The sequence below is a fragment of the Kitasatospora sp. NPDC091276 genome, assembly GCF_040684355.1.
In the GTDB taxonomy this organism is placed as follows: domain Bacteria; phylum Actinomycetota; class Actinomycetes; order Streptomycetales; family Streptomycetaceae; genus Kitasatospora.
In genome coordinates this window covers 1-13,096 of record NZ_JBFBFU010000046.1, presented here as the reverse complement: position 1 = coordinate 13,096, position 13,096 = coordinate 1, and the positions used below count along the sequence as shown (strand labels likewise).

At 72.4% G+C, this 13,096-nt stretch carries 11 protein-coding genes; 7 read left to right on the top strand and 4 right to left on the bottom strand.

What is annotated here, in order from left to right; all coding sequences use genetic code 11:
• Positions 1-3: 3 nt before the first annotated feature.
• From AB0O19_RS35490 to AB0O19_RS35475, 4 genes are read left to right on the top strand one after another with little or no spacing between them, the layout of a single operon-like run.
• Positions 4-219 carry an MbtH family protein gene (locus AB0O19_RS35490; RefSeq protein WP_363625548.1) on the top strand — a complete coding sequence of 72 codons (216 nt, stop codon included), beginning with the start codon at positions 4-6 and terminating at the stop codon, positions 217-219.
• A gap of 10 nt (positions 220-229) precedes the next feature.
• The gene (locus AB0O19_RS35485; RefSeq protein ID WP_363625546.1) at positions 230-1,489 is read left to right on the top strand and encodes a cytochrome P450; all 1,260 of its coding nucleotides are present in this window, start codon (positions 230-232) and stop codon (positions 1,487-1,489) included.
• 30 nt (positions 1,490-1,519) lie between these two features.
• Positions 1,520-2,257, top strand: a complete 738-nt coding sequence (locus tag AB0O19_RS35480; RefSeq protein WP_363625544.1) for an SRPBCC domain-containing protein — start codon at positions 1,520-1,522, stop codon at positions 2,255-2,257.
• 33 nt (positions 2,258-2,290) lie between these two features.
• Positions 2,291-2,482, top strand: a complete 192-nt coding sequence (locus AB0O19_RS35475; protein ID WP_244293816.1) for a hypothetical protein — start codon at positions 2,291-2,293, stop codon at positions 2,480-2,482.
• Between the two features lie 56 nt (positions 2,483-2,538).
• Here the strand turns inward: AB0O19_RS35475 and AB0O19_RS35470 are convergent, their stop codons facing one another.
• The 3 genes from AB0O19_RS35470 to AB0O19_RS35460 all read right to left on the bottom strand — a co-directional run bounded on the left by AB0O19_RS35470 (position 2,539) and on the right by AB0O19_RS35460 (position 5,630).
• Positions 2,539-4,611 (bottom strand): alkaline phosphatase family protein, encoded by a 2,073-nt coding sequence (locus AB0O19_RS35470; protein ID WP_363625542.1) that lies wholly within the window; start codon positions 4,609-4,611, stop codon positions 2,539-2,541.
• Positions 4,608-5,108: a hypothetical protein gene (locus AB0O19_RS35465; protein ID WP_363625541.1), complete on the bottom strand. Its 501-nt coding sequence runs from the start codon at positions 5,106-5,108 to the stop codon at positions 4,608-4,610. The genes AB0O19_RS35470 and AB0O19_RS35465 overlap by 4 nt, the downstream gene beginning before the upstream one ends.
• A gap of 174 nt (positions 5,109-5,282) precedes the next feature.
• On the bottom strand, positions 5,283-5,630 hold the full coding sequence (locus tag AB0O19_RS35460; protein ID WP_363625539.1) for a hypothetical protein: 348 nt from the start codon (positions 5,628-5,630) through the stop codon (positions 5,283-5,285).
• Positions 5,631-6,247: 617 nt separating this feature from the next.
• Between AB0O19_RS35460 and AB0O19_RS35455 the strand changes: the two genes are divergently transcribed.
• Entirely contained in the window at positions 6,248-8,095 is a 1,848-nt protein-coding gene (locus AB0O19_RS35455; RefSeq protein ID WP_363625537.1) for a protein kinase, read from the top strand.
• A gap of 43 nt (positions 8,096-8,138) precedes the next feature.
• On the opposite strand, the gene AB0O19_RS35450 is transcribed toward AB0O19_RS35455, so the two are convergent.
• Positions 8,139-11,087 (bottom strand): BTAD domain-containing putative transcriptional regulator, encoded by a 2,949-nt coding sequence (locus tag AB0O19_RS35450; protein ID WP_363625535.1) that lies wholly within the window; start codon positions 11,085-11,087, stop codon positions 8,139-8,141.
• A gap of 272 nt (positions 11,088-11,359) precedes the next feature.
• Here AB0O19_RS35450 and AB0O19_RS35445 point away from each other — a divergent pair, with 272 nt between their 5' ends.
• On the top strand, positions 11,360-11,866 hold the full coding sequence (locus tag AB0O19_RS35445; RefSeq protein WP_363587258.1) for a SigE family RNA polymerase sigma factor: 507 nt from the start codon (positions 11,360-11,362) through the stop codon (positions 11,864-11,866).
• A gap of 67 nt (positions 11,867-11,933) precedes the next feature.
• Positions 11,934-12,734 (top strand): hypothetical protein, encoded by an 801-nt coding sequence (locus tag AB0O19_RS35440; protein ID WP_363625533.1) that lies wholly within the window; start codon positions 11,934-11,936, stop codon positions 12,732-12,734.
• Positions 12,735-13,096 lie beyond the last annotated feature (362 nt).

The following is a 13,096-nucleotide window of genomic DNA, read 5'->3' as shown; positions in this document are numbered from 1 at the left end:
CCCATGACCAACCCCTTCGACGACCAGGACGGCACCTTCCTCGTGCTCGTCAACGACGAGAACCAGCACTCGCTCTGGCCCCAGTTCGCGGACGTCCCCGACGGCTGGACCGTCGCCCACGGCCCCGACACCAACGCCGCCTGCCTGGAGTACGTCGAGAAGTCCTGGACCGACATGCGGCCCAGGAGCCTCGCCGAGGCCATGGACGCCCAGCGGTAACGCGGCCGACGTGACCTCCACCGACACCCTGGACGAGGCCCGCGGCAGCGCGGGCCTCGCCCCGCCCCACGACTTCGCCGCGGACCTGCTCACCCCCGAGGCCCGGCGCGACCCGTACCCGTTCTACGCCCGCATGCGGCGCGAGAGCCCGGTCCACCGCAGCGCCGAGGGCATCTGGCACCTCACCCGGTACGCCGACGTCGAGGCGGCCCTGGGCGACCTGCGGCTGTCCAACGACCGGGACCGGATGACCCGCGCCTACGGAGCGCTCGGCGGTGACCTGAAGGCCTTCAGCCGGCTCACCGACCGGCTCGGCCGGGTGATGACCAACACCGACCCGCCGGACCACGCCCGGCTGCGCAAGCTCGCCAACCGCGCGTTCACCGCCCGGCGGGTCGAAGCCCTGCGCGACGGCGTCCAGCGGATCGTCGACCGGCTCATCGACGAGGCGCTCGCGGCGGGCCCGGCCATGGACCTGATCGAGGCGGTCGCCTCCCCGCTGCCGATGTCCGTCGTCTGTGAGCTCTTCGGCATTCCGGACGAGGACCGCCCGCAGGTCAAGACCTGGTTCCGCCGCTTCGGCCGGCTGGGCGAGGACATCGACAAGTCCGAGGAGGCGATCGGGCAGTACGAGGAGTACCTGTCCGGGCTCATTCGGCAGCGCCGGCGCGAACCGGGCGACGACCTGATCAGCGCCCTGGTCGCGACGCAGGCGCAGGACGACCGGCTCACCGACTCCGAACTGCTGTCCACCTGCTTCGTCCTGATCACCGCGGGCGACGAGACCACCACCCACCTGGTCGGCAACGGCGTGCTCGCCCTGCTGCGCCACCCCGGCCAGCTGGCCCGGCTGCGCGAGGACCCGGGACTGATCCGCGGCGCCGTCGAGGAACTGGCCCGCTACGACACGGTGACCCAGGCGATCGTCCGGGTCGTCGCGGAGGACCTGGAGATCGGCGGACGGACCCTGCGGGAGGGCGAGTTGGCGTACCTGTTCCTCGGTGCGACCAACCGCGATCCCGAGCGCTTCGAGGACCCCGACCGGCTCGACCTGACCCGCCCCGGCAACCGGCACCTGAGCTTCGGCCACGGACCGCACTTCTGCCTCGGCGGCCCGCTGGCCAAGCTCCAGGTGGAGGTGGCCGTCAGCACGCTGGTCCGCCGGCTCCCGCAGCTGCGGCTGGCCGACGAAGCCGCCGGCGGGGCGGCCCTCGAATGGCGGCCCAACCCGCTGCAACGGCGGCTGAGCGCCCTCCCGCTCACCTACTGACACCCGACCGACGACGAAGGAGAACCGACCATGACCCGAGAGTTCGAGGTCCGCAAGGAACAGGACCTGCCCGCGACACCCGAACAGGTCTGGGCCGCGGTCGCCACCGGCGCCGGCAACCTGGGCTGGCTGTACCCGATGGAGGTCGAGCCGCGCGTCGGCGGAAAGGCCACCCGGTCCGACAGCACCGTCGTGGTGTGGGAGCCGCCGAGCCACTTCGCCGTCCGGGCGACCCTGGGCGACGAGTTCTCCAACACGCTCAGCTACCGGATCGAGCCGGTGGACAGCGGAACGAGCCACCTGCGGATGGGAATCCACTGGGTGCACGAGGGCGTCTGGGACGCGACCTGGGACACCAAGGCGGACGCGGCCGAGAAGCACGTCCACTTCTACCAGCACGGCCTCGCCGAGTACCTGCGGCACTTCGGCGGCCGCCCCGCCGTCTACGTCAAGGCCCAGCGCCCCGAACCCACCGCCGACCCGGCCGACTTCGCCGCCCTGCGCCGACGCCTCGGCCTCGCCGAGGACGCTGCCGTCGGCGACCGGCTCGAACTCCACGTCCCCGGTACGGACGGCGGCCCGGAGCCGGTCGTCGTGGACTGGCTCAGCCCCGACTTCATCGGCCTGCGCGGTCCGGACGCGCTGTACCGGTTCTTCAACGGCGGCACCTGGAACTGGCCGATCTGGCTGGGCCACCACCTGTTCGCCGAGGGAGCGGACGAGGAGCAGGCGACCAAGGCGTGGAACGCCTGGCTCAACGGCTCCTGACCCGCCGTACGACAGACAACCGGAGGATCACTGGTGGAAGAAACACTGCTCTACGCCGCCGAACTCGTCGAGGAGGGCGGCACCTACAAGCTCGTCGTGCAGGACGTGGTCCGGGACACCGTCCAGGTCACCCCCGTCCCCAAGACCGCGGTGGACAGGCTCCCGACCTTCCTGTCGGTGCTCAGTGCCAAGCTCAACCCCGCACCGGCCCGCGGCCGCCGGTAGGACGCCTCGCACCCGAAGAGGCCGGCGCCGCGCCCCGGCGCCGGCCTCTTCGGCGCTCAGCCGCTGATGCTCGGGTGGCCGTTCTCGACGTGGCCCATGAGACGGCGGCGGAAGGACGCGTCCTCGGCGATCGTGAGGTCCAGGTCGTACCAGCCGTCGGCGGCATCGGTGTCCCAGACGAGGACGAGGGGTTTGCCCGTGACGACGGTCCCGGTCAGCGCCTTCGCGGTGCTGTAGTGCCGGGGCGCCACGGTGACGGTCTGCGGCGTGGCGCTCGGCGACGTGATCGTCAGGGTGAGAACGCGCTTCGGGGCGGTGGCGATGGCGGTGGCCACGGAGGTTTCGGCCGCGGCCCCGGCGGCCTTCCCGGCGAACTCGCGGCGGAATCCGTTGGGGCCGGTGAGGTAGAAGTCGTAACTTCCTTCGCGGACCTTCACTTTGGTGGCGGGCGTCGTGGTGCCGAGCACGTCGAAGTGCTGAGGTGCGTGGTAGGCGCCGGACGTGCCGACGTTGTCGTACAGGGTCAGGTGGACGGAGGCGGCGCCGGTGTTGGTCGGCTGGAGGACGAACGCGCCCTGCTTCTGGTCCAGGGCGCCGTGGGCGTCCGGCTGGTACGGCAGCGGGCGGGCCAGACGCCGGGTGGGGTCGGTGGGTTGCGGTGGCGGGTCGCCGGTGCGGTCGAAGTCGAAGACCGAGGTGAGGTTGCCGGCCACGGTGCGCCGCCAGCGGCTGATGGCGGGCTGCCGTACGCCCAACCACTCCTCCAGGAAGCGGACTTGTGAGGTGTGGTCGAAGACCTGGGAGTTGACGTAGCCGCCCACGGTCCACGGGGAGACGACGATCATCGGCACGCGCATGCCCAGGCCGATGGGCTCCTTGCCGACGTACTCGTCGTCGACGCCCTGCGGGGGCACCGGCGGCGGCACGTGGTCGAAGAAGCCGTCGTTCTCGTCGTAGCTGATGAACAGCACGGTGGAGTCCCACATGTCCTCGTCGGAGGCGATGACGTCCAGGACCTGGGCGACGACCTCCTCACCGGCCATGGGGGCCGAACCGCCGTCGCCCGGGTGCTCCGAGTCCGCGTCCGAGGGCACCAGGTACGAGACCCGGGGGACCCTCTTCGCCGCCACGTCCTGGGCGAACGCGTGGACGAAGTCGCGGTAGTTCTTCGGGTTCTGCTTCGAGTCCGGCGGGGGCGGGCAGCGGAAGAGCCCGCGGTCGTAGAGGCTCCGGTCGGCCGGCGGCAGGTCGGCGACCGCCTTGGCGAGGGCCTCCACGTCCTCCGGGCGCACGCGCTTCGGATCCTTGTAGAAGTCGTACAGGCTCAGGTAGTCGAGCTTGGCGCTCTTCAGCACGGTCTGGAAGATCCGCTTGAACTCGGCGTGGAACTCCAGGTTGTTGTCGTAGTAGTTGTCCCAGCCCTGGTAGACGCGCCAGCTGATCCCGTCGGAGCCGAAGGGGTCGTTGTTGACCTCCAGGATCTCGGGGTAGCTGGACCAGCCGTAGCCCGGCGTCCGGTCCCCCGCGTAGGTCGCATCGGGGTTCTCGCGGTCGTGCGCGGCCGATCCGGTGACCCGCGACCCGTCGGGCTCCCAGCCGCCGAATCCGCTGAAGAGGTAGTTGCGGTTCGAGGTGGTCTCGCTCATCACCGAGCAGTGGTAGGCGTCGCACACGGTGAACCGCCCGGCCAGTGCCCGGTAGGTGCCGACGACCTCCGGCTGGTCGAAGTAGCCCATCGTGACGGTCCCCTTGGCCTTGATCCACTGGTCGTAGCGACCGTTGTTCCACGCCTGGTGGCCGGTGGGCCAGTTGTGGGCCGCCGGCTCGGCCGTACCCTGGTCCGGTCTGAGCTGGTAGGGCCGCCGGGGCGTGGACGGGTGGTCCGGGTCGGGCTGGTCGAGGACGGTGCGGCCGCCGGTCCCGGGGAACGTGACGAGGTTGCGGTCGTCGTACCCGCGCACTCCTCGGAAGTTGCTGCCGAAGTAGTGGTCGAAGGAACGGTTCTCCTGCATCAGGAAGACCACGTGTCGGATGGCCTTCAGACCGCCGGGGCGGGGTTCGCGCTTGAGGGCCTTCAGCAGCGAGTCCGGCAGCGACGGAGCGCTCTGCGGGGAGTGGGGAGTGTTCACGCGTTCTCCTGGTCCGGCGTGGCGGGCGAACCGGAGGATGCGTTCTCGGTGGCCCGGAGGTAGTCGAGGTAGATGAAGTCGCCCTTGGCGCCCTTGTTGAGATCCGTGTCGACGCGGGTGTAGCCCGTCCTGGGAGGGATCTCCTGCGCCCCGTCCTTCCAGTGCGTGACGGTGAGGTCGACGATGGGCCGGCCTGCTCCTTCCTGGCGGGTGACGGCCAGGAACAGGGCCGTGCCGTGTGCGGGCGTCCCCCTGTTGAGGTCGACCGGCAGCTGCTGGTACCCGGCGGGCGGCTTCTCGTCGTCCTTCAGGACGCGGATGCCGGTGACGGGCCGGTCGTCGGCGGACCGTTCGAAGACGAGGTACAGGTAGGCGCCGTGCGCGCCCTTGTTCAGGTCGACGTCGATCCACTCCCACCCGGTGGGTGTGTGGAACGGACTCCGCACCGGGTCGTCGTAGGCGACCAGGACGTTGACGTCTGTGACGAACTGACCCATGGGCAGGTCTCCGATCGGAGCGGGTGAACGTGGGCGGGGGAGGTGGGGCGGACGAAGGGACCGACGGCTCGGGGCACGTACGGGTACGGGAGACGCCCGGCCGGGGGTGGCCCGGCCGGGCGTCCAGTGCTGGGTGCGGCGGGTCCGGTGCGGTCCGGGCACCCGAGGCGGCCGTCAGCCCTTGGTGAGGCCTTCCCACTCGCTCAGCGGCGCCGGACCGTAGGTCCTGGTGTCCGTGTGCGGCTCCCCGTTGGCGACGTTGATCCGCACGAACCGGTCGCCGGAGAAGACCCAGTACTCGTTGCTGCCGTCCGGGACCTTCATGACGGCGTCGATCTTCGCGAAGTCCGACAGGCTGGGCCAGTCCTCGCGGATGGTGCCCTTGAGGATGAGCTTGTCCGGGTACGGGTGGCTGCTCGTCACGGTGATTTCGACGCGCCGGTAGTCGGTGTTGGAGAACACCCAGAACTGGTTCGGCTTGTCGGGTACGGCCATCACCGCGTCGACATGGTTGAAGCCCATGGCTGAGCCTTTCTGAATTCATCTGTTCGTGTGCCGCCGAAGCTGTGCTCGGGCGGATCCGCGGCTCAGTCCCATGGCTCGCGTGCGGCGAGGAACGTCCGGGAGGAGCGCCGCGAACCACGCTAGGTCGGCCGGTCCGGGGGCGCGATGCGAAAAGGCCTGGTGACCTGCATCCCAGTGACAGGTAATTTTGCTACGAACCTTTGGCGCGAGAAGCGCGAGAAGTCGGTCCGGCGCTTCGGGAGGCCTTGACGGCCTGCTCCGCGGCCGTCCGGGACCGAGGACGAGCCGCCTCCCCGCCGACGGCTTCCGCGATGCGAGGCTCGACGACGGCGTTCCTTCGAGTGGACCGGTGACCGGTGGCCGGTCGCGGCTGGGGGAGTGCGCCTGACACCCCACCCGGCCGGCTGCGTCAACGCGGCCGTCGAGGCGCGGGGGCGTGGGGTGGGGCGTGGGGCGGGAATGGCTTGAGTCGATCGTGATTCATATGATGGACAGCCAGTAGTTGTTTTGCCGGTGTCATGATCCTCGGAGGGCGCCCCGGACCAAGGTGCGCCCATGGAACCGGGCCGGTCTCCGGATTCGCTCCGGTCCTCGGGCTTGATTCAGGGAGTATCATGCGCGGCACCGTGCTCGCCGACCGCTACCGGTTGGTGGACCTGCTGGGCGGCGGGTCGATGGGCGACGTGTGGCTCGCCGAGGACGAGGTCCTGGGCCGCCGGGTCGCGGTCAAGGTGGTGAAGCCGGCCCTACTGGACGAATCCGGCTTCGCCGAACGCTTCCACGCCGAGGCCCGCGTCATGGCGCAGCTGCGCCACCCGGGCATCGTCGGCGTGTACGACTACGGGCACAGCGCCGTGGACGGGCGGCCCTCGGTCGGCTACCTGGTCATGGAGCTGATCGACGGGGAACCGCTGAGCGCCGTGCTGGAACGCCGCGGCGCGCTGCCGGTGGAGGAGACCCTCCGGATCGCACTCCAGGTGCTGGAGGCGCTGGAGGCCGCGCACGAGTCCGGGGTGGTCCACCGGGACATCAAACCGGCCAACCTGATGGTCCGCGGCGACCGGACGGTGATCGCGGACTTCGGCATCGCCCGGCCCGGCTGCGACGCCCGGCTGACCGTACCGGGCATGGTGCTCGGCACCGCCGCCTACCAGGCACCCGAACAGGCCTCCACCGGGACGGTCACCGCCTCGGCGGACCTCTACGCACTCGGCGTCGTCCTCTACGAATGCCTCGCCGGCAAGCTCCCCTTCGACGGGGAGACCGCCCTCGAACTGATCCTCAAGCACCTGACGGAGCCCGTGCCGCCGCTTCCGGAGGACGTGCCCGCGCCGGTGTGGGCGCTGGTCGAGCGGGCGATGGCCAAGGATCCCGGCGAGCGCTGGCCCGACGCGGCGACGATGGCCGCGGCGGTACGGGACGCCCTCGCACCGGCCGAGGAGACGGCGCCGGCTCCGATCGGGCCCCGGCCGGTCGCCGGACGCGCACCGTGGGCCAGGTTCCGCCTGCGCGGGCTGATCGGGGTGACGGCGCTGTCGCTGCTCTGCGTGGTCGGGGCCTCCGGCGCGACGGTGATCCGGTCCGACGAGGACGACGCTCCGGACGCCGCCGCCGTCGCGGGCCCGGTGGCCGGCCTCTCGGGCCCGGCCGTTCCCGCGGCGGTGGCAGCCGACCGCCAACCCGCCGGACAGCAGTCCGCCGAGCCGACGGCCCCGGTGCCGTCGCCCGGACCGGCAGCGGGTGGGAGCCCCACGCCCGGCGCCGAGCCCGAGCCGGTCGCCGGGCGGACCTCCGCCTCCCCGTCCCAGCCCGGTGTGCCGGCTCCGGCCTCCACGGGGCCCACCGCCGGCCAGAACCCGGCCCCGCCCGCGCCGACCTCCGCCTCCCCGTCCCAGCCCGGTGTGCCGGCTCCGGCCTCCGCGGGGCCCACCGCCGGCCAGAACCCGGCCCCGCCCGCGCCGACCTCCGCCGTCCCGTCCCCGCCCGCTTCCCACGAACCGCCCACGCCGTCCGCGACGTCGGCGCCGCCCACGTCGCCCACGCCGGAGCCGAAACCGCAGCCGCAGCTGCCCTCCCAGGCACAGATCACCGGCGTCAACGGCGCGCTGGACAACTCCTACTCCGGGGACCAGAACGGCAACCGGGTCGGCACCTTCAGCGTCAACGGCACGTCGGCCCAGGTGTGGCGGCTGGAGAAGGTCTTCGAGGGGAAGTACTTCCTGCGCAACGCCTCCAGCAACTACACCAAGGTGCTGGACCTGGACACGGGCGACGGGCGCGTGCAGATCTGGACGAGCCCGCCGTACACCGACAACCAGCTCTGGTCCCTCACGCCGCTTCGGGGTGGCTACCAGATCGTCAACGGCGCCACCAAGGGCTGCCTGACGTCAGACGGAGCCGGTTACTACGTCAGGGTGGCGGCCTGCTCGAACGCGGAGAACCAGGTGTGGGAGCTGCACTGACCCGTCGGCCCGGCAGCCGAACACCCCCGGGGCGAGGGGAGGATCAGGCCGGCAGCCAGGACGGCCACTGCCGGCGGGGCCGGTCGGCGGCCCCGCCGAGGCCGATCAGGGCGCGCAGCCGGTCGGCTTCGGGGGAGCCGATGGAGGCCAGGATGTCGTAGGCCTCCGACCGGCACGCCCGGGCCGCGTCCTCGGCGCCGCCGCGGTCGGCGAGCGCGTCACCGAGCGCCGCCAGGGCCAGCCCCCGCCCCCGGCGGTCGCCGTCGAGCGTCAGCACCTCGACCGCCCGGTCGGCCGCCTCCACCGCCTCGTCGCCGCGGCCGACGGCCCGCAGCGACTCGGTGAGCCGCAGGAGCGTGCGGCCCGTCCGGCGCCGGTCGTCCGGCCGCAGCAGGGCGAGGGCGCCGCGGTGGTGGCGCAGGGCCTGCTCGAACTCGCCGCGATCGTGGGCGATCGTCCCCAACGAGTCGAGGGCGAGCGCCTGGAGCTCGTGGTCGGCGAGCTGGTGGCAGATCAGCAGCGACTGGTCGACGACGCGGACCGCCGCCTCGGGCCGGCCGAGCTCGGTGAACGCATCGGCCAGGTTGAGCAGTTCGCCCGCCACCGAGCGCCGGTCGCCGAGCCGCTCCCAGACCGCGATCGCCGCCGCGAAGCCGTCGACCGCGTCGCCCGGCCGACCGACCTGGACGAACAGGGCGGCCAGGGAGGCGTGGGCCAGGGCGAGCAGCGGCCCCGGCAGGCCGTGGGCGATGCACAGGTCGCGGGACCTGATCAGCTCGCCGAGGGCCGCGGGTTCGGAGCCGACTTCGGTCAGCAGCCGGCCGAGCACCAGCCGGGCCCTGACCTCGGCCGTTCGGTCGCCCTGCCGGACGGCGGCCTGGAGCAGGACCTTGGCCGCGTGCCCCAGCGGTCGGGCGGCCTGGCCGGTCTCGCACAACAGGCTTCCCCCGAGCAGCAGTTCGGCCACCAGATCGAGCCGGGGCGGCTGGGGGAGCCCGGCGTACTGGCCGACCAGAGCGCCGATGCCGTGGTACTCACCGCGACCGCGGGCCACGGCGCGGCAGTCGGGAGCGTACGGTGCACCGGCGCCGGTCAGGGCCGCGCGGGTGGCGGCCGGGCCGAGGGCCGCGACGGTCTCGGCGTGCTGGCGGATCACCAGGCGGGTGAGGACGGCGGCCGGGCGGTCCGCCTCCGGGGCCGAGCCCGCGCCGGCCTCGACGTCGGCCGCTGTCTCCGGGACGAGCCGCTGGGCGAAGGCGCGCAGCAGGTCGTGGTACCGGTAGCGGTCCGGCGGCGCGGTCTCCAGCATCGAGCAGTCGACCAGCGACTCGGCCAGCTCCTCGGCCTCGTGCTCGGGCAGGTCGAGGATCGCCGCGACCGCGCCCGGCGACAGGTCGGGCACGTCCGGCACCGCCAACAGACAGAAGGCCCGGGCCTGGTCGGGCGTCAGCTGGTCGTAGCCGAAGCGGAACGCCGACTCGACGGCGAGGTCCTCGGTGCGCAGCACGTCCAGCCGACGACGATTCTCGGACAGCTTGTCGAGCAGCCGGGCCATGGTCCAGCCCGGCCGGCAGGAGAGGCGGGCGGCGAGGATGCGCACGGCCAACGGGAGGTGACCGCAGATCCGCACGAGCTCCCTGGCCGTGTCCGCCTCGGCCCGCAACCGCTGCCCGCCGACCACCTGGCGGAGCAGGTCGAGGGCCTCCTCCGGGGCGAAGGCCGGCAGCTCGACGACGTGCGCGTTGGGAAGTGAACCGAGCCTGGCCCGGCTGGTGACGAGCACGGCGCAACCGGGCCGGCCGGGCAGCAGCGGCCTGATCTGTTCGGCGTCCCGGGCGTTGTCGAGGACCATCAGCACGCGTCGGCCGGAGAGCAGCGAGCGGAACTGGGCGGAGCGTTCGGCGAGCCCGGCGGGCAGCGCCTCCGCCGGCACGCCGAGGGCGCGGAGGAAGGCGCCCAGCACCTCCTCGGGCGGGGTCGGGCGGCCGTCGGCCCCGTGCAGGTCGACGTAGAGCTGGCCGTCGGGGAAGTCGGCGGCCAGGCCGTGCGCGACATGGACGGCCAGGGCCGTCTTGCCCATGCCGCCCAGGCCCGACACCGTCGCCACGGGCACGGTGCGGGGCGCGAGCAGGACGGCCCGCACCGCCTCCGTCTGCGCCTCGCGGCCGGTGAAGTCGGCGAGGTCGGCCGGTACCTGGGTCGGCCGGATCGGCGCGTGGTACGGCGGGCGGGCCGTGGTGGTGGTGTCGGGCCGGGGCGGCGCGGGCGCCACGAGGGCGGTGTCGGCCACCAGGATCCGGCGCTGCAACTCGCGCAGACCGGGCCCGGCGGCGACGCCGAGCTGCGCCCGCAGCCGCCGGTCCGTGTCGCGGTACACGCTCAGGGCCTCGGCCTGCCGGCCGGCCCGGTAGAGGGCGAGCATCAGCAGCTCGGAGAACCGTTCCCTGAGCGGGTGCTCGGCCGCGACCGCGGTCAGTTCGGCGACGGCCTCGCCGGACGGTCCGGCCTCGACCTCGGCCTCCAGACACGACTCCAGGACGGTCACCCGGCGTTCGGTCCACTCGCCGCGCTGCCGCTCGGCGTAGGGGCCGGAGAGCCCGGACATCGGCTCGCCCTGCCAGAGGGCCAGCGCCAGGCGCAGCGTGGCGGCGGCGCGGGCGTGCTCCCCGGCGCCGCTGAGCTCCTTCGCCGCGCCGACGAGTTCCTCGCAGCGGTGGGTGTCCAGCTCCCCGGGATCCACGGTGAGCAGGTAGCCCCCGCTGAGCGAGGTCAGCGGGGCGGGCCCGAGGACGCGGCGCAGGCGGTGGACGTACGTCCGGATCACGGCTACGGGCTTGGCGGGCGGCTCCTCGCCCCACAGGTCGTCGACGAGCTGACCGGTCGACACGGGGTGGTTGGCCCTCAGCAGCAGCGAGAGCAGCAGGTTCCGCTGCTGCGGCGACCCGAGTGCGAGCTCGCCGCCGTCCCGCCACCCCCGTATCGGTCCCAGCACCGTGAACCGCAACCCACCCACCGACCGTTCCCCTCTGCCTGCAAACGAACCCCCGGGCGCATGATACCGACCGCATCACCGCTGGCCGGGGCCGCTTCTCGCGGGGTCGGCCGCGGGGAGACGGAGGGGAGACGAAGGTGTCCGTGGAGGGCGGCCGACGCGGCAGCGGTGAAAAAGAAGAAGGTGCCCCGCCCGCGCGACATGCTGCCGCCTTACGTAGTCATGAGGGGTATGCACGGGGATCACAGGACAAGGGAACAGGCGGGAACCGAGTGAAATCAGCACAGGAGGATGAGTACCTGGCGTTCGTGGCGGCGAGGGCGAAGGCGTTGTACCGCTCCGCGTACGTCCTCGCGGCCGGCGACGCGCATCTTGCCGAGGACCTGGTCCAGGAGACCCTCAGCCGGGTGTACGTGCACTGGAAGCGGGTGGCCAAGGCGGACAACCCGGCCGCCTACGCCCAGACGGTCCTGGTCCGCACCTTCCTCAGCCTGCGGCGTCGACGGAGCAGCGGCGAGCGCCCCATCGGGAACATGCCCGACAGCGCGGCGGCCGGCCCCGACACCGCACTGCGACTCACACTGCTGGACGCGCTCGGCCAACTTCCGCCCCGCGACCGGGCGGTGCTGCTGCTGCGCTACTGGGAGGACCGCAGCATCGAGGAGACCGCCCGGATGCTCAAGCTGAGCAGCAGCGCGGTCCGCTCCCAGGGCACCCGGGCGCTCGGCAGGGTGCGTGCCCTGCTCGGCGACAGCCTGTCCGACCTGGTTCCGCACTGAGCATCGGTGCGCGCAGGTCGAAACCGCCACGAAGCCCCCATCAGCGACAGAAATAGGTGACGCCAGCATGCCGTTCGAAGCAGACCTCGCACACGCCCTGGACCGCACGACCGACTCCCTCGAACCAGACCTCACCACGCTCATGCGCGGAGCCGTCCAGCGCGGGCGGATCCGCCGGCGTCGGCGCACGGCCGGCGTCATCGCCGGGGTCGGCGCCTGCACCGTGATCGCGGCGGCCGGCCTGGTGATCCCCGACGTGCTCGCCGGGATGCACTCCGAAGGATCCGACATCAGGGTGGCGGCGATGGCGATGCCGCGTTCCGCGATCACCGACACCCAGATGATCCAGGCTCTGGAGGCGACGTTCCCCGGCGGCCGGTTCAGCGCGGAGAGCGGGCAGAGCAACAACCCCTCGGATCCGTCCAACGGACGCGTCGCCAACGGCGGACTGGTCCTCGACGACGGGCACGGCGCCGCCTTCGTCGGTGTCTCGGCCGTGCGGCTCCAGCTGCCGCTCAAGGACGGCGACGGGCTGAGCTGCGAGTGGCAGCCCAAGCGTGACGGTGACACCTGCAAGATGAGCGAGCTGCCGAGCAGCGCCGAGATTCCCGGCGGGGCCCTGGTGATGTTCCAGCAGAACGCGGCCGCGCACCCGGTCCGTCCCGACACCGCCCGCCGCTGGACGGTGACGGTGACCCTGAAGTCGACCGGCGCGCAGCTTCAGATGGTGCAGTGGAACAGCACCGGCGGCGGCACCGGCGCCGAGACGCCGAAGCCGACCCGTGCCGCTCCTCCGCTCTCCGAGCAGCAGGCGGTGGCCGCACTCACCGGTGCCGCCTGGGCGCCGATCCTCGGCGCCGTCGGCTGACCCTGCGCGTCGCGTTTCGTAGGGGGTGCGTCCGCCGAGGTCGAGCACGGTCTGTCCGTGCGCGCCTTGGCGGGCGCACCCTGGGCTGGGCATTTGTTTCGGGCGCTGAGTAGGGGTACTGTCAGCCAGTCGCTCGGCAGGGAGCACCGGACACGCATCGGCGCGGACGGTCCCGGGGCGGCCAATCCTTTCGAAACATCACGTCCCGGGTTCGGGCCGGGTCGGCTTGCCATGCGCGAGCGAGGCCCGGTGTGTATATCGGTGTGCTCGTTTTATTGGATTGCGGTCGATTCGCTTTTCGGAGCAGGGATCGGCTAGAGTTTGAAACGTCGGACGGGGCGTCAAGCCGCAGAAGACACCAG